Origin of the sequence: Streptomyces sp. NPDC093085 (genome assembly GCF_040683935.1) — a bacterium.
In the GTDB taxonomy this organism is placed as follows: domain Bacteria; phylum Actinomycetota; class Actinomycetes; order Streptomycetales; family Streptomycetaceae; genus Streptomyces.
In genome coordinates this window covers 177,640-199,539 of record NZ_JBFBFB010000015.1, presented here as the reverse complement: position 1 = coordinate 199,539, position 21,900 = coordinate 177,640, and the positions used below count along the sequence as shown (strand labels likewise).

The window sequence follows — 21,900 nt, the reverse complement described above, 5'->3', positions numbered from 1 at the left end:
ACAAGGAATCCCATGGCTACGACCACACCAGCGGGTGTGCGGGGCGGCCACGCCAGGCACGGCGGCGCCCCCGCCCCCGCGACCGGCGGCGCGCCGATGACACACCGCCAGATCATGGAGGCGCTCTCCGGGCTGCTGCTGGGCATGTTCGTCGCGATCCTCTCGTCGACGATCGTCTCCAACGCCCTCCCGGAGATCATCTCCGACCTCGGAGGCGGCCAGAGCGCGTACACCTGGGTGGTGACGGCCTCGCTGCTGGCGATGACCGCCTCCACCCCGCTGTGGGGCAAGCTCGCCGACATCTTCAGCAAGAAGCTGCTCGTCCAGATATCCCTGGTCATCTATGTCGCGGGCTCGGTGGTCGCCGGGCTCTCGCAGAACGCCGGGATGCTGATCGCCTGCCGGGTCGTCCAGGGGATCGGGGTCGGCGGGCTCTCCGCGCTCGCCCAGATCGTGATGGCCGCGATGATCGCGCCGCGCGAGCGCGGCCGGTACAGCGGCTACCTCGGCGCGACCTTCGCCGTGGCGACCGTCGGCGGCCCGCTGCTCGGCGGGGTCATCACGGACACCTCCTGGCTCGGGTGGCGCTGGTGCTTCTACGTCGGCGTGCCGTTCGCGGTCATCGCGCTGGTCGTGCTCCAGAAGACCCTGAAGCTCCCCGTCGTCAAGCGCGAGGTCAAGGTCGACTGGGGCGGCGCCTTCCTGATCAGCGCGGCCGTCTCGCTGCTCCTCGTGTGGGTGACCTTCGCGGGCGACAAGTACGACTGGGTCTCGTGGCAGACGTACGCCATGGTCGGCGGCTCGCTCGTGCTGGGCGCGCTCTTCGTCCTCGTCGAGACGAGGGCCAAGGAGCCGATCATCCCGCTGCGGCTCTTCCGCAACCGCACCATCACCCTCGCCTCGCTGGCCTCGCTCTTCGTCGGTATCGCGATGTTCGCGGGGACGATCTTCTTCAGCCAGTACTTCCAGCTCGCCCGGGGCAAGTCGCCGACGATGTCCGGGGTCATGACCATCCCGATGATCGGCGGCCTCTTCCTCTCCTCCACGATCTCCGGCCAGGTCATCACCAAGACGGGGCGGTGGAAGGCGTGGCTGGTCACCGGCGGCGCCCTCACCACGGCGGGGCTCGCGCTGCTCGGCACGATCCGGTACGACACCCCGTACTGGCATGTGGCCGGCTACATGGCCGTCATGGGGCTCGGCGTCGGCATGATGATGCAGAACCTGGTGCTCGCCACCCAGAACCAGGTCGCCCCGCAGGACCTCGGCTCGGCCAGCTCCACCGTCACCTTCTTCCGCTCGCTGGGCGGCGCGGTCGGCGTCTCGGCGCTGGGCGCGATCCTCGGCAACCGCATCACGCACTACGTGAAGGAGGGGCTCGCCGACCTCGGGCCGCAGGGCGCGGCGCTGGGCCACGCCGGTACGGGCGGCGGCGGGATCCCGAACCTCGCGCAACTGCCCGCGCCGCTGCGGCCGGTCATCGAGGCGGCGTACGGGCACGGGGTCGCGGACGTCTTCCTGTACGCGGCGCCGATGGCGCTGATCGCCTTCCTGCTGACGCTCTTCATCAAGGAGGTCCCGCTGCGGACCAAGTCGGTGGAGGGGCCCGAGGCCTCCTCGGAGCCGGAGGGGGCTCCGGTGCCGGAGGGTACGGAGGCCGTGGCCGCGGTGACCGCCGTGACCTCCGTGGGCGCGGTGACCGCCGCCGTCCCCGTCGAGGCGGCGGCGCACGCTCCGGTGCTGGAGCCGGTCGCTGTGGGCGCCTCGGCGACGCCGGGTGTCCCGGGGGCCGGCTCGGCCGAGCCGCTGGTGTCCCTGGCCACGGAGCCCGGTCCCCTAGGGGCCGTCGGGGTCTCCGGGGCCGCCGCGACCCCTGAGCCCGCCCCCTACGGGACCACCGTCCACGGCACGGTCCTCGGCACCGAGTCCGCCCCCGTGCCGCGCGCCGCCGTCACCCTGATCTCGCTGGCCGGCCGGCAGCTCGCCCGCGCGGTCGCCCAGCCCGACGGGCGGTACCGGCTCGACGCGCCGGGCCCCGGCTCGTATGTGCTGATCGCCTCCGCCGACGGCTTCCAGCCCCAGGCGTCCACCGTGGTCGTCCGGGACGAGCCGCTGGCGTACGACATCCTCCTCGCCGGTACGAGCGGCCTCGCCGGTACGGTGCGGGCGGCGGACGGCGGCGAGCCCGTCCGGGGCGCGATGGTCATCGTGACCGATGTCCGGGGCGATGTGCTGGCCACCGGGAACTCCGGCGAGCGGGGCGAGTTCGCGTTCGGCGAGCTGATCCCTGGCGCGGTGACCGTCGCGGTGAACGCCGCCGGGTTCCGGCCGCAGGCGCTGCCGGTGGAGATCGGCGGCCAGCGTGTCAGCCGGATCGACATCGCGCTCCGCGCCGGTGCGGTGCTCCAGGGCACGGTACGGGCGGGCGCCGACCGGCGGCCGGCCCAGGACGCCCGGGTGACGCTGGTGGACGCGGCCGGGAACGTGGTCGCCACGGCCACCACCGGGGACGACGGGGCGTACGCCTTCGCCGACCTCGACTCGGGCGAGTACACGGTGATCGCGACCGGATATCCGCCGGTGGCCGGGGCGTTGCGGGTGGACGGGCGCGGGGTCGACGGCCACGACATCGAACTCGCGCACCCCGGGGTGTAGTTGTTTCCTCCCGTGGGGGCGTTGGGCCGTACTCTGCCCAACGCCCCCGCTTCGGGGCCCTGTTGACGGGGAGACGGCAGGAGCGTCCGGAGCGCGGGGGTGACTGGGTGGCAGCGGGATCAGCACGCGGGATCGAGGAGAGTGCGGGGATGGGACTTCGCGGACAGGTACGCACGCGCGACGGCTGGGCGGTCCAGCACGCGATCGTGACCATGACCGATATGACCGGGGCGCAGGTGCTCCGTACCGAGGCGGACGAGGAAGGGGCCGTACGGGACGACTCGCCGCTCGTGCCGGGCCCGTACACCGTGGTCGTCACGGCGGTCGGCTACGCGCCGGTCGCCTCCACCGCGCTGGTGACCCGTACGGGGCGGGCGGATCTGGGGGCGGTGACCCTGACCCGGCAGGGCGGGGTCGAGCTGCCGCCGCCGGGGGTGTGGTCGATCGACCCGGCGCACACCTCGGTGAGCGCGGTGGCGCAGCACCTCGGGATCTCCAGCGTGCGCGGGCGGTTCACCGAGTTCGGCGGCCGGATCGAGATCCTGGACACCGGGGGCGGCCCCGAGCGGGCGCGGGTCGAGGCGGTGATCGCGGCGGCCAGCATCGACACGGGCAACGGGCTGCGCGACAAGCACCTCAGGTCGCCGGACTTCCTGGATGTCGAACGCTTCCCGGAGATCACGTACACGGGTACGGAGGTGACCCCCGCGGGCCCGGACCGGTGGAAGGTGCACGGCCGGCTCACGCTGCACGGGGTCGTCCGCGAGGTCGACCTGGACCTGAGCTACCTGGGGACGGGGCCCGACCCGTGGGGCGGTGTACGGGCGGCGTTCCACGCGACGACGGAGCTGCGGCGGTCGGACTTCGCGATGAACTACAACCAGGTGGTGCAGAAGGGGATCGCGGCGATCGGGACGACGCTGCGGGTGGAGCTGGAGGTCCAGGCGGTGCAGGGGGAGAGCGTGCCGGGGATGTAGGGCCTGTCGGGGACGTGGGGCCTGTCGGGGATGCAGGGGCCTGTCGGGGATGTGCCGGGGCCGGCCGTCGGGCCGGCCGTCGTAGGGTGCGGGGCATGGCACCGAACATCGCAACGAACACGACCGTGGATCTGGCCGGGCTGCTGGAGTTCGTCCGGCCCCGGCACCGCGCGATCCTGCTCACCACCCGCGCCGACGGCCGCCCGCAGGGCTCCCCGCTCTCCTGCGGGGTGGACGACTCGGGGCGGATCGTCGTCTCCACGTATCCCGAACGCGCCAAGACGCGGAACGCCAAGCGGGACGAGCGGGTGAGCGTGATCGTCCTCTCGGACGACTGGAACGGCCCGTGGGTGCAGGTCGACGGCGCGGCCGAGGTCATCGACTCGCCCGACTCCGTCGAGCCGCTGGTGGAGTACTACCGGAACATCGCGGGGGAACACCCGGACTGGGACGAGTACCGCTCCGCGATGGTGCGGCAGGGCAAGTCGATCATCAGGATCACCCCGGTCCGCTGGTCCCCGGTCGCGACCGGCGGCTTCCCGGCGCATCTGGCCCCGTAGGGGACGTGAGGGCCGTGGGGACCGTAGGGGCCCTAGGGGTACGGAGGGGTCGTACGGGCCCTAGGGGTCCTTAGGGGCCGTAGGGGTACGTACGGGCCCTAGGGGTACGGAGGGGATGCGCGGCCCCTGGGGGCCCTATGGCCCGTAGGGCCCGTACGGGAGAGCCGGGGCCGGGAAGGCGGCGCCGGCCTCCGGCCGGGGGCTCAGGCCCCGCCCCCGCTCCCTCCCCCGGGGCGGTCCCGCATGGTTTCGATGCCCGCGACGAGCAGGTCCAGCGCGAAGTCGAAGTCGCGCTGGCGCATCTCCTCGACCGTGTCACCGCCGCGCGCCGCCATGATGCGGCCCGCGTTGTCGAACGTCCCCTCGTACCCGGGCTGTTGCCCGATCGCGCCCATCGCCTGCCGGAAGTACGCGTCCTGGCTCAGCCCCGCGTCGGCGCACCGCTGGACGTAGTGGCCCTCGACGGTGCCGAAGCCGTACACGAACTGGAAGACCGCGCCGATCCCGCCCATCTGGTCCTGCTGGGCCAGTCCGGTACGGCCCAGGACCGCCTGGACGGCGGCGGAGAACTCCATCGAACGCGGGCCGATGTTCAGGTACTTGCCGACCAGCGGCGAGACCCAGTGGTGGCGGACGAGCACCGCCCGGTAGCTGGCGGCGAGTGCGCGGAGCTGGTCGCGCCAGTCGGCGTCCTCGTCCGTCAGGTCGGGGACGGTGACCTCGCCGAAGACGGCGTCCAGGGCGAGTTCGAGGAGGTCGTCCTTGGTGTCCACGTACCAGTAGAGGGACATCGCGGTCACCCCCAGCTCGGCGGCGAGGCGGCGCATGGAGAACTTCGCCGGGCCCTCGGCGTCGAGCAGCGCCACGGAGGCGGCGGTGATCCGGTCCCGGTCGAGCCCGGAGGGGTGCCCGGAAGGGGTTCCGGAAGCGGTCCCGGAAGGGGACCCGGCGGGGGTCCCGGAAGGGGACCCCGAGGAGGACCCTGAAGGGTTCCCCGAGGGGGACTCCGCAGGGGGTGTGGCGCCGCCTCTGCGGGTGCGGGCGGACGGCTTTCCCTTGCCCGCCCCCGCCAGCCATACGCTGGTACGGACGGGGCGCTCGGCGCTCTCGGTCTCCGGTCCCATGGGTGACCCTCCTCCTGGCCTCTTCATGCTATGCCGCCCCCGTAGGGGCCCCTGACGGCGCCTCGGGGACGGACTCCGTACGTTCGGCGCGGCGCAGCAGCAGCGCCGCCAGCAGCCCGCCGGCGAGGACCGCCGCCGCGCCGACGAGCTGGCTGGTCTCCAGCCCCCGGGCGAACGCCTCCGCGATGCGCAGCCGCTCCGCCGCCCCCTCCGCCGCGGCGAGCGCGGCCGGCAGCGAAGCGGCGCCGATCGCCGCCGGTACGAGCGCCGCGAAGCGGGCGTTGAGCACGGCGCCCAGGACGGCGACGCCGAGGCCGTTGCCGAACTCGGCCAGCGTGCCGTTGATCCCGGCCCCGACCCCCGCCTTCTCCGGCGGTATGGCGCTCATGATGGCGTTGGCCATCACCGGATGGGCGATCGCCACCCCCGCGCCCATCACGACCAGGCCGAGCAGCATCCCGCCGTACCCCCGCGCGCCGAGCAGCGCGATCGAGGTGAGCCCGGCGGCCACCAGCGCCATGCCGAGGGCGATCAGCGCCGGGGTGCCGAAGCGCGGCAGCAGCCGGGCGGTCACGCCGAACAGGTTGAGCGCGATGACGGTGAGCGCGAGCGGCGCCGTACGGAGCCCGGCGTCGAGCGGCCCGTACCCCAGGACGAACTGGAGGTGCTGGGTCAGCAGGAAGAGCGACCCGGTCATCCCGAAGGCGACCAGGACGGCGCCGCCGACCGCGCCGACGAAGCGCCTGTCGCGGAAGAAGCGCATGTCGAGCATGGGGTGAGGGATGCGCAGCTCCCAGGCGATGAACGCGCCGAGGACCACGGCCCCGACGGCGGCGGCGAGCAGCACCCGGCCGGAGGCCCAGCCGTGATCGGGGCCGGAGATGATCGCGTACACCACGGCGGTCATACCGACGGTGGAGAGCAGCGCGCCGAGCAGGTCGGGGCGTTCGCCCTCCCCGGACTTCGACTCGGGGACGAGCAGGGCGACCGCGACCAGGCCGAGCACGACGACGGGGATGTTGATCAGGAAGATCGCGCCCCACCAGAAGTGTTCGAGCATGACGCCGCCGAGGAGCGGACCGGCCGCGAAGCCGAGGGAGTTGACGATGGCCCAGAGGCCGATCGCCTTGACCCGCTCGGTGGAGTCGAAGACCTGGACGACGACGGCGAGCGTGGTCGTGATCAGCAGCGCGCCGCCGACGCCCATCCCGGCGCGAGCGGTGATCAACTGCGCGCTGGTCTGGGCGAGTCCGGCGGCGAGGGAGCCGAGGCCGAAGAGGGCGAGCCCGGCGATGAGGAGCTTCTTGCGGCCGTAGCGGTCGGCGGCGTTGCCGGCGGTGAGCAGCAGGCCGGACTGGACCAGGGAGTAGGCGTTGATCATCCACTGGATGTCGGCGGTGGAGGCGTGCAGTTCGCGGGTGAGGGAGGGGATGGCGACGCTGAGGATGGTGTTGTCCAGCAGCACGGTGAGCTGGGCGAGGCAGATGACACCGAGGATGAGCCAGCGCTGGGGGTGCGGGGCCGGGGGCTTCGCCGCGGGAGCGGGGGCGGGATCGGGATCGGGAGCGGGCGCGGCGGAAGGGGGCTGCTCGGCGGGCGGCGTCGGCATGAGGGCTCCTTGAAACGCCTTGTACGGTGCACGGGACTCACGTCGCCATACACCGTACAGGGGTTTTCGGTTTTCCCTTACACCGTATGGCCAGCTATTCGGCCATACGGGTGACACGGCGTCTCAGGACGCCTTCTGCGTGAGGTCGTAGAGGGTCGTGCCGTCCACGGTGACCTTCTTGAAGGTGGCCTCCACCCAGGTGGTGATGGCGGAGCTGCCGCTGCCGCCGGGGCCGCCGCCGCGCCCCTCGCCGCCGCCCATGCCGCCGCCCATGCCGCCGCCCTCGCCGCCGCTGGAGAGGAAGTAGTGGATCTTCCCGTCGGCCACGTACTGCTTGAACTGGGCGAGGGTGGGGGACGGGTCGCTGCCGTTGAAGCCGCCGATGGCCATGACGGGCTTCTCGGTGGCGAGCTGGTAGCTGGCGGCGTTCTGGGAGCCGATGGCGGCGGCGACCCAGGTGTAGTCGGAGGCGTCCTTCTTGAGGGCGGCCTCGACCTTGCTGCTGACGTTCTGGCCGTTGAGGAGGCCGCCCATGCCGCCGCCTCCCATGCCGCCTTCGCCCATGCCGCCGGGCATGCCGCCGCCCATGGCGCCGCCGGGCATACCGCCCTGCTGCTGGCCGTTCTGGCCGGTCTGGCCGTTGCCGGTCTGGCCGTTCTGACTGTTCTGGCCGGTCTGCGTGGGGGGCTGGCCCATGCCCTGGCCGCCCTGGCCGCCCTGGCCGCCGCCGGGGAAGCCGCCGCCGGTCGGGGGCTGCCCCATCCCGTTGCCGTTGCCCTGACCCGTGCCCTGGCCCTGCTGGCCCTGACCCTGGCCCGGCATCCCCGTACCACCGCGACCGCCGCCGCCACCGGGGCCGCCGCCGAAGCCGCCGCGCCCGCCGGGGCCGCCCATCGAGGCCGGGCCCGCCGTGACGATGGAGCCGGTGTGCGCGGAGTTGACGGTGGTGAGGGTGTACGCGAACGGGCCCGCCAGCGAGGCCGCGAGGCCGAGGCCCGCGGCGCCGAGCGCCAGCCGCCGTCCCAGCCGCGCCGCGCAGAGCAGCCCGACCGCCGCCACCAGACCGCCGACCAGCACCGCCCAGCGGAGCCAGGGCAGGTAATCCGAAGTCCGGCCGAGCAGCACGTACGCCCAGACCGCGGTCGCCGCGGCGGTCACCGCGAGCGTCGCCGACGCCAGGATCCGCGCCCGCTCCTCCCACAGCACCGCGACGCCCATGCCGATCAGGGCGGCGAGGTACGGGGCGAGGGCGACCGTGTAGTACTGGTGGAAGATGCCGGCCATGAAGCTGAAGACGCCCATGGTCATCAGCAGCGCGCTGCCCCAGACGAGGAACGCCGAGCGCGCCGTGTCCGTACGAGCCGCCTTACGGGTGACGACCAGCCCGGCGACGAGCAGGATCAGGGCGGCGGGCAGCAGCCAGGAGATCTGGCCGCCGACCTCGGAGTTGAACATCCGGCCGATGCCGGTCTCGCCCCACATGCCACCGCCGCCGTTGCCGCCGGGGCCGCCCGCGCCGCCCCCGCCGACGCTGCCGGTCTCATCGCCGTTGATGCGGCCGAGGCCGTTGTAACCGAAGGTCAGCTCAAGGAAGGAGTTGTTCTGCGAACCGCCGATGTACGGGCGGGAGGAGGCGGGCCAGAGCTCCACGATCGCGACCCACCAGCCGCCTGCCACCACCGCGGCGCCGGCGGAGAGGGCGAGCTGACCGAGCCTGCGCCGGAGCGTGGTCGGCGCGCAGACCGCGTACACCAGCGCCAGCGGCGGCAGGATCAGGAACGCCTGGAGCGTCTTGGTGAGGAAGGCGAAGCCGACCGCGACGCCCGCCCACACCAGCCACTTCGTCCGGCCCCCCTCCAGCGCGCGGAGCACGCAGTAGACGGTGACCGTCATCAGGAGCGCGAGCAGCGCGTCCGGGTTGTTGAAGCGGAACATGAGGGCGGCGACCGGCGTCAATGCCAGGACGACGCCGGCGGTGAGCCCGGCGACCGGGCTGAAGCGGCGCCGTACGGCGGCGTACAGCACGGCGATCGTGCCGACCCCCATCAGCACCTCGGGCACCAGGATCTGCCAGGAGCCGAGGCCGAAGAGGCGTACGGAGAGGGCCATCGGCCAGAGGGCGGCCGGGGGCTTGTCGACGGTGATGGAGTTCGCGGCGTCGGAGGAGCCGAAGAAGAAGGCCTTCCAGCTCTCGCTGCCCGCCTGGACGGCGGCGGAGTAGAAGGAGTTGGCGTATCCGGAGGCGCTCAGGTTCCAGAGCTGGAGGAGCCCGGTGGCGAGCAGGAGGGCGAGCAGGGCGGGGCGCACCCAGGCCGGGTCCTCCGGCCTGCCCCGCCAGAAGCGGGCGACGCGTCCGGCGCCGGTGGCGGAGCCGCTGCCGCTGCCGGTCGCGGTGGCGGTGGCTGTGCCGGTGGCGGCGGTGCCGCTGCCGGAGCCGGGACCGTCGGCCGCCGGCGCGGGCCCGTCGGGCTGAAGGGTCGTGGTCATCGGGCGTCGTTCCTTGAGTAGAGGGCGGCGGGGCCGGTGGGGGCTCCGTAGTGACCGGGGGCGCCGGAACCGGGGTACTCGGAGGCGGGGTACTCGGAGGTGGGGTACTCGGAGGTGGGGTACTCGGAGGCGGGGACTCCGGAACCGGGGTACTCCACGGGGTAGCTCGCGGCGGCGTCGGCGGCGCGCCGCTCCGGGAAGACCCAGGCGCGCAGGAGCAGGAAGCGCAGCACGGTCGCGGCGAGGTTGGCGGCGATCAGGACGGCCAGTTCGGTGGAGTGCGCGGGGTTGCCGGTGGCCGCGTCGAGCGCCGCGAGGGAACCGCTGGTCAGCGCGAGGCCGATGGCGAAGACGACCAGGCCCTGGGCCTGGTGGCGGACCGCGCCGCTCCGGCCGCGTACCCCGAAGGTGAGCCTCCGGTTCGCCGCCGTGTTGCCGATGGCGGAGACCAAGAGCGCGGCGGCGTTGGCGATTTGCGGGCCGGCGAGGGTTCGGAAGAGGGAATACAGGACAAGATAGAAGAGCGTGGACAGAGCGCCCACCACGCAGAAGCCGACCAGTTGCCTGGCGAGACCGCCGGGAACCCCATGGAGCCGGCGGTCCCTCGGGTCGTCCCCGAAGGGCCTCGCGAGCCGGTCCAGAGGCAGCGCCCCCACGGCGAGCGCGCGACCCACGCGCCAGACGCCCTTGAGGTCCTCGGTCGCGGTGCTGATGATGTGCACCGTGCTGTTCGGGTCGTCGACCCAGTCGACCGGCACCTCATGGATACGCAGTCCGGCCCGCTCCGCGAGCACGAGCATCTCCGTGTCGAAGAACCAGCCGGTGTCCTCGACCATCGGAAGCAGCCGCTGAGCCACATCGCGCCGTATCGCCTTGAACCCGCACTGGGCATCACTGAACCGGGCCGACAGAGAGGACTTGAGGATGAGGTTGTAGGCCCGCGAGATGAACTCGCGCTTGGGACCACGCACGACCCGCGACGACCGGGAGAGCCGGGACCCGATCGCCAGATCGGAGTGCCCGGAGATCAGGGGGGCGACCAGCGGCAGCAGCGCGTTCAGATCGGTGGAGAGGTCCACGTCCATATAGGCGAGGACGGGCGAGTCCGAGTCCGACCAGACCGTACGGAGCGCCCTCCCGCGCCCCTTCTGCTCCAGGCGGTACGCCCGTACCTCCGGCAGCTCCGCGTCCAGCCGGGCGGAGACCTCGGGGGTGCGGTCCGTGCTGGCGTTGTCCGCGATGGTGATGCGGAAGCTGTACGGGAACGTACGGGCCAGATGGCCATGGAGGCGCCGCACACATGGTTCGAGGTCCTGCTCCTCGTTGTAGACGGGAATGGTCACGTCGAGTACGGGGGCCTCGGTCACCTCGACCGGGAGATGCTCCCGGGCCGGGAGGGTGCCCCATGAAGTGTCGGTTCGCATGATCAGAGGCTCGCGAAGCGCGCTGTCATGGCCGTGTGGTGAGCCTGTGTCCTGTCTGTGAGTCGCGCCCTGTGCCGGGCGTCTCCTCGGGCAGCGGCTGGGAGAACCGGTGCGCGAGGGCTCCGTACGTCTGCGGGTACGGCGACGCGGGCGGGGCTTGGGGCGCGGGCGGGGCGGCCTGGGGCCGTACCGGGGCCTGGGGCTGGACCGGGGCCTGGGGCTGGACAGGGGCCTGGGGCTGGACCGGGGCCTGGTACGGGGCCTGGGCTTGGTACGGGGCCTGGGTGGGCCATGCCTCGTACGGCTCACCCGGTTCCGGCACCCGCTCCGGCTCCGTACCGTTACCTGTCCCCGTCCCTGCCCCTGCCCCTGCCCCCGTCCCGATCCCCGTCCCCGCCGCCGCGTAGGGCAGCCGTACGGAGAAGACGGTGCGGCCCGGGACACTCTCGACCGTCACGGTCCCGCCGTGCGCGGTGACGACGGCCTGGACGATCGCCAGCCCGAGCCCGGTGGAGCCGGCCGCGCGGGAGCGCGAGGCGTCGCCGCGCGCGAACCGTTCGAAGACATGGGGGAGGAGCGCCGGAGGGATACCGGGACCGTCGTCCCGCACCTCCAGGACGACCGAGGAGAGCCGCCCCGCCTGCCCCGGCAGGACCGGCCGGCCGGGCAGCGCGCCGGCGCTGTGGCGGACGCGGGCGACGACGGTGGTGCCGGGCGGGGTGTGCGTACGGGCGTTGGCGAGCAGGTTGACCAGGACCTGGTGGAGCCGGGAGGCGTCGCCGTGCACGGTGGCGGGCGGCTCCTCGGGCCCCGGCAGCTCCAGCCGCCAGTGGTGGTCCTGCCCGGCGGCGTGCGCGTCGCTGAGCGCGTCCACGACCAGCGGGGAGAGGTCGGTGTTCTCGTACGAGAGCGGCCGGCCGGCGTCGAGGCGGGCCAGCAGCAGCAGGTCCTCGACCAGCCCGGTCATCCGCTCCGCCTCGGCCTCGATCCGGCCGAGCGCGTACCGGGTGTCGGGTCCGGTCTCCTCGCGGCCGCGCCGGGTGAGTTCGGCGTATCCGCGGATGGAGGCGAGCGGGGTGCGCAGCTCATGGCCGGCGTCGGCGACGAACTGCCGTACGCGGGTCTCGCTCTCCTGCCGGGCGGCGAGCGCGGAACCGACATGGCCCAGCATGCGGTTGAGCGCGGCGCCGACCTGCCCGACCTCGGTACGGGGATCGGCCTCGGCGGCGGGCACCCGGACGAGCGGGGCCACCTCCCCGCTGTGCAGGGGGAGTTCGGAGACCTGGGTGGCCGTGGTGGCGACGCGGCGCAGCGGGCGCAGGGCGACCCCGACGAGGGCGCCGCCCGCGATGCTCGCGGCGACGAGGGCGGCGAGGGTGACGCAGACCTCGACGAGGACGAGGATGCCGAGGGTGTCCTGGACGTCCTTGAGGGGGACGCCGACGAGGAAGTCGCCCTTGATGCCCCCGATGTACATGACCCGGTAGTCGCCGAGCCCCGGGAGCGTCACCGTATGCGGCGAGCCGTCCCGCCCGACGGCGGCGAGGGCGCCGGTCTGCGCCGAGGTCAGCGACTTGTTCGAGAACTGCGGCCCCGAGCTGTCGCTCTTCTGCTCACTGACGAGGGCGCGCCCCACGGCGCCGTCGGCCGACACCACGGCCCCGACCGTCCCCAGCGGCGCGCCCCCGCCGGTGGCGACCTCCAACGGGTCCTTCTCCATCGCGTCCTGGGGCGGGGGCACCGACCCGTATCCGCCCAGGTCCTTGGCGGGGGGCCCGGCGGCGCGCATGGCGATGGCCGCGACCTGGCTGTCCAGTTGGTTGTAGAGGTACGAGCGGAAGGCGATGGTGGTGACCGCGCCGATGACCGCGGCGACGACGGCGATCAGCGCGACCGCCGACACGACGAGCCGGGTCCGCAAGGACCACCGCCGCCCCCTGACCCCAGAGCCCCCCGGGCCCGCCGAGGCACCCGAGGGACCCGAGGCACCCGAGGGACCCGAGGCACCCGAGGGACCCGAGGAACCCCCCTCAGCCACTCCTCCCACTTCCCTCACCGCGAAGACCCACCGGACCCACTGGCCGTACCAGACCCACTAGTACTACCGACCCCACCGGACCCACCGGACCCGTTGGCCTCACGGGGCTCCCCGGGCTTGATCAGATACCCGGCGCCGCGCCGGGTGTGGATCATCGGCGGCCGGCCCGCGTCGATCTTCCGTCGCAGGTAGGAGATGTAGAGCTCGACGACATTGGCCTGGCCGCCGAAGTCGTACGACCAGACCCGGTCCAGGATCTGCGCCTTGCTCAGCACGCGGCGCGGGTTGCGCATGAGGTAGCGCAGCAGTTCGAACTCGGTGGCGGTGAGGTGGATGGAGTGCCCGTCGCGGGTCACGTCATGGCTGTCCTCGTCCAGCGTCAGATCCCCGACGACCAGCAGCGATTCGCTCCGTACCGCCGCCGCGCCGGACCGCCGGATCAGCCCCCGCAGCCGCGCGACGACCTCCTCCAGGCTGAACGGCTTGGTGACGTAGTCGTCGCCACCTGCGGTGAGCCCGGCGATCCGGTCCTCGACGGAGTCCTTGGCGGTGAGGAAGAGCACCGGCACCTGCGGCAGCTCGCGGCGGAGCCGCCCCAGGACGGCGAGCCCGTCCATGTCCGGCAGCATGATGTCCAGCACGACGGCATCGGGCCGGAACTCCCGCGCACTCCGCACGGCACCCGCCCCGTCCCCGGCACTGCGCACCTCCCACCCCTCGTACCGCAGGGCCATGGAGAGCAGCTCGGTGAGCGACGCCTCGTCGTCGACGACGAGCACACGGACGGGGCTCCCGTCCGGCCTGAGCATTTCGGTGCGCCCGCGGGGCGAGGTGATGGTCATACTGGACACCCTGAGGAGCCGCTCTGAGAGCGACCTTTCGGCTCCCTGTGAATTCCCTGAGAATCCACAGCAGAAATCTCAGCGACTTAAAGACTCGGCACAGCTCTTCCGCACCTCGGCCGAAGACTCGGCACAGGCTCAAGCTCAGAAGAGCCCACCCTGCCCCTCACCACCACGACCATCGCCACCACCGGCAGCCACCTCCACCAGGGGCAAGGTGACTCCGTACCGGGCATCAGGAACGGCGGCCAACCCCCACCCGCCGAGGAGCCGAGTATCCAGCACAACCACTCCCCCCTCCTCACGACGACCGCCACCGGCACCGGCACCGGCACCGGCACCGGCGTCGACATCGACATAGAGATCAGGCCCGGCGGCAGCGACAACGCGCCCCACCAGACACCCCCCGTCGACCAGCTCAACCACCGCCTGAACGGCCCCCGCCTCCGGCGCGAGGTTCTCCACCCCGAAAACCCGGCCATGGTCAACGGCCTCAAACGCGACCGCCTCCAGCGTCTGAGGCCACCCCTCCAACGCGAGGGCCCGCGCATGCAACGCCTCGACCTCGGCAGCCCGTTCGCCGGCCCCCGGCAAGGAGAGCCGCACCCTCCGCTTCTCCGCGTACGAAACCCGGTCCGGCACCCCGAGCCCCCGGCGCACCACCTCCTCCGTCCGCCGCGCGGCCATCAGCGGCCCCCGCCCGAGCCAGGAGAAGACCACGGCCCCCTGCTCCAGCAACCGCGCGGACCCGCGCCGCTCCCCGGTGATCCCGACCTTGACCATCCCCGGCCCGAACCACGCCAGATACACCCGATAGGTACGCGGATCGTCGGCCAGGGTGTCGGCAGCGACAGAATGCGCCCGCTCAAGCCGCGCACACTCAGCACACCGCCCCCCGGTACTCCGCCCAGGAACCACCGCCCCCACCGGACAGACATTCCCCCGAGCCCCCACACACCCCCGCCCCCCAACAGCCCGAAACCCCAGCTCACCCCCGTACTCCAACCCCCGATCCCGAACCTCCCGCCCCCGCCGCCACCGCACCAGAGGCACACCCCCACCCCACCGGACCCCCTCACACCACCAGGTCACCACCACACCTCCGCCCTCCCCACCAAGCCTGCCAGGATGAGCCCCCCGCAGCCCCGTCCCCCAGAAGCAGCCCCCCCCCTGATCGCCCGCCTCCCCGCCTACCTGGCCCTCCTCACGGCCCACGGCATCCCCTGGCAAGAAATCCGCTCAACGGCCCCAGGCAAAGTGATCTACGAAGACCCCTACCAAATCATCGCCGTCCCCCACACACCCCGCCGCTGACATCGATATCGCCCCTGGAGAAGCACGTGACCATTCCCGCAACGAGGAATCGTGCCCATCGCGCGATCCGTAAGATCTACTCGTTCGCGAAAGAACTCCTGGGGGAACTGACCGGCGAGCTGGTGCTGACCGCAGCCGCCTGTTGCACCGTCGCCGGCCTGGCCCTGGCATTCCTCTGGGGCTGGTCACACAACCCCCTCTTCACCGGCGGCACAGCCGCAGGCCTGCTGCTCTTCCTCGCCTACGGCGCCTGGGAACTCCTCCGCCCCGCCAAGCCAGGCCGCCGCGGGCGACTGGCCGGCGCGGCGGCAGCCACCTGTGCCGTGGCAGTCACCTTCCTCGTCTACTCCATATCCTGCAATTGCTCCTGAGCCACCAGCCCACACACGATCAGGGTCGCCGTCACCGCAACCCGGAAAGATCAACCAAGGTAGGGCCGCTCACGGTGCTCCAGGAAGTGGCGGATCCGGAGCCGCTGCGTGTGGTGCATCGGCAGCCGGACCTCGCGGACAGCCGTTCCCGGGAGTGAGTCGGTCATCTCCATGCCGCCACCAGGGAGCGCCCAAAGATCGTTGTCCCGGCGACGCTGAAGGAGAACGTGCCCCTCGTCGTCGGTAACCACAGCAGACGCGGCGACCACCTAGCTGTTCGGCTCCGGTGCCGCCGGGTCGTCGTAGTACTCGGTCCGTGCCATGGTCAGTCTCCTCCTACTGGCGCCGCCATGCCGTGAGCGAGATTCATCCATCCCACCTCACACCAGCGTGGCCCTGGGACGCGTCGAGGCGCTGGCCGAACTGCACGCCACGGGCGGCGAACAGTCGGCGCCGGCCCGTGAAGGCGCCTGGCGAGTTGGGCAAGTTGATCGACGCCATGCTCAGCCTCACGCCAGAGGACCGACCCCCGGTAGCCGTCTGATCGGCCCCATGAATCCGGTTGCCTTCAACACTGCCGTCAGGCAAAAGACAGAGGCCCTGTGGATTGCTCCACAGGGCCTCTGGTCTGCTGTGCACTCGGCAGGATTCGAACCTGCAACCTTCTGATCCGTAGCTCTATGCAGAGCGGTCAGCGAAAGGCAAACAGGTCAGACGGAGGTCTTACGGGGGCCCGACTAGACGCCAAGGGCTGCTGCGGTTGCGGTACTTCGCTGCTGTACCGCAACCACCCGAGTGATCAGCAAGGTGTCGAGCGTGCGGACGTCAGCCGAGCCACATCCGCATGCTGAACGCGCCCAAGGCGCTGCAGGCACCGGTCAAGAAGCCTGCGACTGCATGACGACCTAGGAACTTGCCGAGTTGCTTCCGGCGCTCCCTGAGCCTCTGCCAGGCGGTCGCTGGGCTGGGCGCTGCGGGAATGGGTCGCCTACTCTTACGGGTCATTCGGGTCTCCCAAGTCGAGCGATGGACGGTGACTCGTACGAGGGCTCCCAGACCGTCTGCTGTAGGAGGCGCCGGTCCAGGGAGCCCTCGGTGTTTCTGCTGCGAGTCTAGGCATCCCGAAAAGCCGCAAATCACCCTCCCACACGTTGAGTTGGCGCCTACTTGAGCTCCTGGTCGCGCCCGGGCGCGCACGCGCGCGTACCACACTTCCCAATCATTAAATTGTGTCCTACATCACATGTTGCAGTCGCCCAGCCATTGATCATCAGGGGGCAGCGTTCGCCTGCGCCATACGTCGCGAGCACGCCAGCGAATGAGGCGCTGTCGCCGGGCCTCTCGACGGGCTTCCTTTCGACTGCGCCCCTCCTCGGCTCTGCCCCACCGGGCATCGTGCGTTGCAGAGGGGAGCTCAGGAGGCGGCAGCTTTTGCCAGCGGGAAACCGCCTTAACGCCGTACCCAAGTCGCGCAGCAACCAGCTCGGGAGACATGCCGAGAGCGAAAGCCTGCGAGGCAGCGGAACGTGCTCGTTCCGTTAACGCATACTCAGCTTCCCGGAGTTGCCTGCGCTGAGTCTTGATGTAGGCCAGTTCTGATGTCAGTTCATCCACTGAGACACAGTAGGTTCATCTGGCTCCTCAGCCAGAGAGCCATCTCACGCATCCGCAACCCTCGACGAGGGCCCGCTCAGTGGCGCGAGCTGACGGTGCAGCCGTCCGGTCTGCGAGTTCGATAGCGCGCTGTGTCGCCCGCCACGAGGTCCGCCCGGTGGCCCCGAAGATCCGCCGAGTCTGGGGCACGTCGCCCGGGCTTCAGGTCACGCTCCACCTGCCCGCCGGCCTAGCCGCCGTCCCCGAGCAACTGAGCCACGCCTGGGGCGTCCACACAGTCCACGTGTGTCCGACCAAGCCCGGCTTCGCGGAACTGCGGATGACCGGCTACGACCTACTGCGCCGGGTGCAGATGACGATGAAGTGACGGGCCGGGTTTCTTACCTGCGGTCACACTACCGATCAACGCTGTGACCTGCTGTTGAGCCGTCGATACTGGTCAGCGTTGGTCACCCGTTGAATACCCTTCCACGACCCCGAGACGGCCCCCATCGCGGCCAGCTCCTACACGAAACCGCTCGCGGTGACAGCACGTCGTCGGCATAGTCCTCGTATGCAACGAACCCGTAGCGAAGAACAGTGGGTGCGCGCGTGTTTGCAGCAGGCACTGCCGGACGTGGAGGTACTGGTTCACGACGATGGTAGCCGTCCGGGCATGCACGACTTCGATCTTGTGCGTGAAGGCCTGAGGTTCGCGGCCCTGGAGGTAACGGCAGCTGCGGATGCGGCATCGCTAGAGCTGTGGAAGCTCATAAACGGTGGTGCCACGTGGATCCGAGAGGAGCTTGCCGGCGGATGGATGGTGTCCCTTGCGCCGACCGCACGGGCGAAGCGCATTCGCTCCGAACTCCCTCGGCTCCTCGCCAGCCTGGAGGCGATGGGCGTTCCTCAAATTAGTGAGGTTCATAGCCCTACCGAGGACCTGGTGGAGAGGGTCGAGCGATTGGGAATCATCTCCGCATACCAGTCTCCGACTGATTTCCCCGGCAGTGTCTATTTCACGATCAGCCTGCCACCCGAACGATCTGGCGGCTGGGTCCCTGACACTGGTGACGCCTTCTCTCAATGGGTAAGCAATTGGCTCAGCGAGCCTAGCCAATCTGACAACCTTGGCAAGCTGCGCCGGTCGGGAGCAGTTGAGCGGCATTTGTTTCTCCTGCTCCCAGGTTTCACTACGGCACCGTTTGAAGCCCTTGACCCGTTGATGAGACCTGATGGCCCTCTACCAACACTTCCCCCGCAGCTACCAAAGGAAATAACTCACCTATGGGCTATGAGTTCATGGAATACAGGTGACGGATTCCGCTGGTCGCCGAGCGCGGGCTGGACGCGCTTTCGGAAGATCTACTAACCTGAGCGTCATAGGCTGGAACCGCTCAACCTAGGACCGAGGGAGGGGACAAGGCGTGCAGATGGCATCATGGATAGCTCCCGTGATAGCTCTTTCTGGCGTGCTGGTGGGCGCTCTCTTTGCACCACTGGCCGCCACGCGCTTCGGGTGGCAAACATCGCGACGCGAGGCTTTCGACCGCGCTATTGCCGCTGTACGTGTAGCCCAATTGGCCGCCAGGTACCCAAGGACCGTGAGCTTGTCGGAAATCGGGGATACGGACGAGGCTCGCACCTATCTTCGCGAACTCCCCGTGAAGGGATTCGAATACTACCGCCAGGCCGTACAAGAGATGCGGAGCGCCTTGGCCGCCCTCGAACCATATTTGATTCCCGAGTGGGAAGATGATCAGTGGCAGACGCCGGACGCGGAATACGCTGCCCTTCTGGCGCAACTAAAGAATTCTCGTAGAAAAACGCTCTATTTCTACTGGGGAAGCGATAGGCGACTAATGCGCTGAAGCCGATTGTTGCGCCACCCATCAGCCCACCACTTACCCCGGCTCCCATCCCGTCTGCCTTCGACCCACACTCCGTGGAGCGGGCGTGGTTCAGGGCGTCAAGGTGGAGCGCGCCACTGTACGAACGACCTTGACGCCCTGGGCCGCGACTGCTCGGCTCTGCCTGGGTCGAAGGTGGTCGGGATGGGAGCCTCACGACGCTCACCCCGCTCCGGCCGGCACTCGCGAACGGTGCCCCTCCCATCCCTGAGTCTGAGCGCCCCCGCCGGAGGCATCCTCTTGAAGCCGCGGGCTTGGTTCTCGTCTCATGCCCCCGGGCCTATCCAGTTGTGGGCGCGCGTCGGCGTCGGCAGCGCCGAGCGGGCCGAAGGCAGGAGCGCGGGCGCAGCCAGAGCCGGGAAGCGCGCCCGGCGGAGCGAAGCGCAGCCGGGTGCCTTGAAACCGTAGAGAAAGTTGTTACTCACGCTGCTGTTGGGGCTGCATGTACTGCTCTGCGCAGGCTGGGAGGTTGAGGCCCTGGCGGGTGGCGAGTTTGAGGTAGGTCGTGGGGTGGGCGGTCCATTGGATGGTGGTGCCGCTGTCGTGGAGGGTGAGGGTGCACGGCTGGCCGCTGGTGAGGGCGTGGAGGGCGTTGCGGTAGTCGGCTGACAGCCAGTCCCAGGCTTGCTCGCGGGCGTCGGGTTCGAGGGCTGAGGTGATGGTGCGGACGGCGACTCTGATCCATCGGATGGCTTGCGTGGCGGTCTCGATGTCGATGGAGTCGATGAGGGTCGGGGCCTGGGTGGTTGTGGGGCGGTGTATCCAGCATGCGCACTGGAAGGCGCGGGTGAGTATCGGTGCCGGTTCGGTCATCGGGCACTTCCCGTGGGGCGGGCGGAGAGTACGTAGCGGGTGGTGTCGTCGTGGAAGGTGAGTACGTAGGTCTCGCCGTGGGCCAGGGCGGTGCGGGCTCGTTCGTGTTCGGCTTCGTCGGTGAGCCAGTGGTGGCCCGGTTGCGCGTATGGCTGGTCGAGTTGGTCGGTGACGTCCTGGACGCGGCTGCAGAGCCAGCGCAGGGCGGTGCGGGGGCTGTTGGCCGGGTGGGAGTTGAGCCAGATGGTGCGGGCTCCGGGTGTGTGGGCGCTGGCCTCGCACCAGTAGCCGGCCCTCGGTGCCCATGCCGGTAAGGGGCTCATCTCTGTGGGCGTCACCACGGGTGGGCTCCGGGGTGGCCCGTGAGGAGTTCCGCGGTGACGGTGTGGCCTTGGTCGTTGCCGTGGATGGAGACGCTGTGGGCGAGGGTGCTGACCATGTCCAGTCCTCGGCCGCGTAGGGCGTCGTCGTCGGCATAGGTGTCCTTGGGGGTGGTGTCGCTTCCTCCGGCGTCGGTGACGGAGACGGCGATCACGTGATCGGAGAGGGCGAGTGCGATGTGGAAGACGCCGGTCTCGGTGCCGCTGGCCGTGTAGAGGAGCGCGTTCGTGCCCAGCTCGCTGACGATGAGAGCGATGTCGCCGGCATGGGGTGGCCGCTGAGGATGTCGCGGGTCCATCGCCGCGCTCTGCTGACCTCTTCCCGGAAACCTGGGCAAGTCAGCCCCCAGACCCGCACCCTGCTCGTATACTCGTGCATACAAGTTCCTTTACGCTGGTGGGCGGCTATGGACCGTTGGTTAGTGCTAGACGAGTTTCACGCCGTCGTGGGCACGGACGGCAGGCGGGGACACCTCGTCAAGGGCGTCCTGCACGCGAATCGCGTACGCCTCGTCGGCCAGCTCCGCCACCTCGTCACGGGCGACCCAGCGCAGGGCTTTGGTCTCGTCGCCGGTGGTGGGCTGCCCCTCGATCGCCTGGCAGCGGAAGACGAGCGAGACGATCAGGCCCGTCATGTTCTTGTAGACGCCGGTCAGGGTCGCCGGGAGGGCGATCTTGATTCCGGTCTCCTCCAGGACTTCCCGTTGCAACGCGTCGGGCAGGGTCTCGCCGGCCTCGACCACACCGCCCGGCGGCTCCCAGTGCCCGTTGTCGCGCCGCTTGATCAGCAGGGCGCGACCGTGGTCGTCCACGATCACTCCCGCGACGCTCACGGAATGGGGACGTTCGGCTGTGGTCACTCTCGGCGTTCCTCGTCCACGGGGCTGGCTAGGCTCTTCACCGTAGCAACAGGACTCAGCCTCTTGTCTAGATATCCAAAGGAGTACACATGGCCGCACTAGCTTCCGGTCTGCTCGGCTCGCTGGACCCGACCAGTGACCGGGCCGTCTTCCGGCAGATCGCCGATCACCTGAGGGAAGCCATCGACAAGGGGCGCTTCGCCGAGGGGGCCAAGCTGCCCTCGGAATCCGAACTGGTGGAGCACTTCGGCGTCTCCCGGATGACCGTCCGCAACGCGCTCTCCATGCTCCAGAGCGAAGGGCTCGTGTCGTCCGAGCACGGCAAGGGCGTCTTCATCCGGCCACGTCCGCCGGTGCGGCGACTGGCTTCCGACCGGTTCGCTCGGCGTCACCGCGAGCAGGGGAAGTCGGCGTTCATCGTGGAGGCCGACGCGGCTGGCAGTCGCCCGGAGGTGGACAACCTGGAGGTCAAGGAGGAGCGGCCCTCGGCTGACGTGTCCGCCCGGCTGGGTGCTCCCCGGCGGGTGCTGGCGCGGCGGCGCCGGTATCTGCTCGACGGCCGGCCGGTCGAGTTCGCCGTGTCGTACCTCCCGCTCGACCTGGCCCGTGACACCCCGATCGCCCAGCCCAACCCCGGCCCCGGCGGCATCTACGCCCGGCTCGAAGAACTCGGCCACCACCTCGACCACTTCGACGAGGAGATCAGGGCCCGGATGCCCTCGCCGCAGGAGGTCAAGACGCTGCGGCTCGCCTCGGGTGTGCCGGTGATCCATCTGATCCGCACCGCCTTCGACACCAAGGGCCGCGCCGTGGAGGTGTGCGACACCGTCATGGCCGCCGACGCATACGTCCTCAACTACCACCTGCCCGCGACGTAACGACCGGGAGTGCACGGGATGCTGACGAAGCATCGGGAGGGCACGCGCCGCCGGACTCGTACACA

The 21,900-nt window shown here is 70.5% G+C and carries 17 protein-coding genes and 4 pseudogenes; 9 read left to right on the top strand and 12 right to left on the bottom strand.

Annotated elements, in window-relative coordinates:
* Positions 1–12: 12 nt before the first annotated feature.
* The 3 genes from AB0O07_RS31135 to AB0O07_RS31125 all read left to right on the top strand — a co-directional run bounded on the left by AB0O07_RS31135 (position 13) and on the right by AB0O07_RS31125 (position 4,192).
* Complete coding sequence (locus AB0O07_RS31135; RefSeq protein ID WP_365639593.1) at positions 13–2,655, top strand: MFS transporter; 2,643 nt, start codon at positions 13–15, stop codon at positions 2,653–2,655.
* A gap of 149 nt (positions 2,656–2,804) precedes the next feature.
* Positions 2,805–3,632, top strand: coding sequence for a YceI family protein (locus tag AB0O07_RS31130; RefSeq protein ID WP_365639591.1), 828 nt, complete (start codon positions 2,805–2,807; stop codon positions 3,630–3,632).
* Between the two features lie 95 nt (positions 3,633–3,727).
* Positions 3,728–4,192 carry a PPOX class F420-dependent oxidoreductase gene (locus tag AB0O07_RS31125; protein ID WP_365639588.1) on the top strand — a complete coding sequence of 155 codons (465 nt, stop codon included), beginning with the start codon at positions 3,728–3,730 and terminating at the stop codon, positions 4,190–4,192.
* Positions 4,193–4,395: 203 nt separating this feature from the next.
* On the opposite strand, the gene AB0O07_RS31120 is transcribed toward AB0O07_RS31125, so the two are convergent.
* From AB0O07_RS31120 to AB0O07_RS31090, 7 genes and pseudogenes are all read right to left on the bottom strand, one after another.
* Positions 4,396–5,316 (bottom strand): TetR/AcrR family transcriptional regulator, encoded by a 921-nt coding sequence (locus AB0O07_RS31120; RefSeq protein ID WP_365639586.1) that lies wholly within the window; start codon positions 5,314–5,316, stop codon positions 4,396–4,398.
* A gap of 28 nt (positions 5,317–5,344) precedes the next feature.
* Positions 5,345–6,925 carry an MFS transporter gene (locus AB0O07_RS31115; RefSeq protein WP_365639585.1) on the bottom strand — a complete coding sequence of 527 codons (1,581 nt, stop codon included), beginning with the start codon at positions 6,923–6,925 and terminating at the stop codon, positions 5,345–5,347.
* Between the two features lie 123 nt (positions 6,926–7,048).
* On the bottom strand, positions 7,049–9,412 hold the full coding sequence (locus tag AB0O07_RS31110; protein WP_365639583.1) for a glycosyltransferase family 39 protein: 2,364 nt from the start codon (positions 9,410–9,412) through the stop codon (positions 7,049–7,051).
* Positions 9,409–10,836 (bottom strand): bifunctional glycosyltransferase family 2/GtrA family protein, encoded by a 1,428-nt coding sequence (locus AB0O07_RS31105; protein WP_365639581.1) that lies wholly within the window; start codon positions 10,834–10,836, stop codon positions 9,409–9,411. The genes AB0O07_RS31110 and AB0O07_RS31105 overlap by 4 nt, the downstream gene beginning before the upstream one ends.
* A gap of 406 nt (positions 10,837–11,242) precedes the next feature.
* Positions 11,243–12,757: pseudogene (locus AB0O07_RS31100) on the bottom strand (HAMP domain-containing sensor histidine kinase); the annotation flags it as partial.
* 131 nt (positions 12,758–12,888) lie between these two features.
* Entirely contained in the window at positions 12,889–13,716 is an 828-nt protein-coding gene (locus AB0O07_RS31095; protein WP_365639579.1) for a response regulator transcription factor, read from the bottom strand.
* A gap of 144 nt (positions 13,717–13,860) precedes the next feature.
* Complete coding sequence (locus AB0O07_RS31090; RefSeq protein WP_365639654.1) at positions 13,861–14,808, bottom strand: DUF2797 domain-containing protein; 948 nt, start codon at positions 14,806–14,808, stop codon at positions 13,861–13,863.
* A 248-nt stretch (positions 14,809–15,056) separates the two neighbouring features.
* Between AB0O07_RS31090 and AB0O07_RS31085 the strand changes: the two genes are divergently transcribed.
* Positions 15,057–15,401, top strand: coding sequence for a hypothetical protein (locus tag AB0O07_RS31085; RefSeq protein ID WP_365639577.1), 345 nt, complete (start codon positions 15,057–15,059; stop codon positions 15,399–15,401).
* A gap of 50 nt (positions 15,402–15,451) precedes the next feature.
* Here AB0O07_RS31085 and AB0O07_RS31080 read toward each other — a convergent pair whose 3' ends face one another.
* Complete coding sequence (locus AB0O07_RS31080) at positions 15,452–15,670, bottom strand: NUDIX domain-containing protein (RefSeq protein ID WP_365639576.1); 219 nt, start codon at positions 15,668–15,670, stop codon at positions 15,452–15,454.
* A gap of 170 nt (positions 15,671–15,840) precedes the next feature.
* On the opposite strand from AB0O07_RS31080, the pseudogene AB0O07_RS31075 reads away from it, so the two are divergent.
* The 4 genes and pseudogenes from AB0O07_RS31075 to AB0O07_RS31060 form a co-directional block, all read left to right on the top strand.
* A pseudogene (locus AB0O07_RS31075) lies at positions 15,841–15,945 on the top strand (protein kinase); the annotation flags it as partial.
* A 1,159-nt stretch (positions 15,946–17,104) separates the two neighbouring features.
* Positions 17,105–17,370, top strand: a pseudogene (locus AB0O07_RS31070) (plasmid transfer protein); the annotation flags it as partial.
* A gap of 198 nt (positions 17,371–17,568) precedes the next feature.
* Positions 17,569–18,366: a hypothetical protein gene (locus AB0O07_RS31065; protein WP_365639574.1), complete on the top strand. Its 798-nt coding sequence runs from the start codon at positions 17,569–17,571 to the stop codon at positions 18,364–18,366.
* Positions 18,367–18,598: 232 nt separating this feature from the next.
* Positions 18,599–18,865 (top strand): hypothetical protein, encoded by a 267-nt coding sequence (locus tag AB0O07_RS31060; RefSeq protein WP_365639571.1) that lies wholly within the window; start codon positions 18,599–18,601, stop codon positions 18,863–18,865.
* Positions 18,866–19,321: 456 nt separating this feature from the next.
* Here AB0O07_RS31060 and AB0O07_RS31055 read toward each other — a convergent pair whose 3' ends face one another.
* From AB0O07_RS31055 to AB0O07_RS31040, 4 genes and pseudogenes are all read right to left on the bottom strand, one after another.
* Positions 19,322–19,717: a hypothetical protein gene (locus AB0O07_RS31055; RefSeq protein WP_365639569.1), complete on the bottom strand. Its 396-nt coding sequence runs from the start codon at positions 19,715–19,717 to the stop codon at positions 19,322–19,324.
* Positions 19,714–20,040 (bottom strand): hypothetical protein, encoded by a 327-nt coding sequence (locus AB0O07_RS31050; protein WP_365639566.1) that lies wholly within the window; start codon positions 20,038–20,040, stop codon positions 19,714–19,716. Before AB0O07_RS31050 ends, AB0O07_RS31055 begins: the two co-directional genes overlap by 4 nt.
* A gap of 11 nt (positions 20,041–20,051) precedes the next feature.
* Positions 20,052–20,476: pseudogene (locus tag AB0O07_RS31045) on the bottom strand (ATP-binding protein).
* Between the two features lie 46 nt (positions 20,477–20,522).
* The gene (locus AB0O07_RS31040) at positions 20,523–20,957 is read right to left on the bottom strand and encodes an NUDIX domain-containing protein (RefSeq protein ID WP_365639564.1); all 435 of its coding nucleotides are present in this window, start codon (positions 20,955–20,957) and stop codon (positions 20,523–20,525) included.
* 89 nt (positions 20,958–21,046) lie between these two features.
* Here AB0O07_RS31040 and AB0O07_RS31035 point away from each other — a divergent pair, with 89 nt between their 5' ends.
* Positions 21,047–21,835 (top strand): GntR family transcriptional regulator, encoded by a 789-nt coding sequence (locus tag AB0O07_RS31035; RefSeq protein WP_365639562.1) that lies wholly within the window; start codon positions 21,047–21,049, stop codon positions 21,833–21,835.
* Positions 21,836–21,900: the final 65 nt, after the last annotated feature.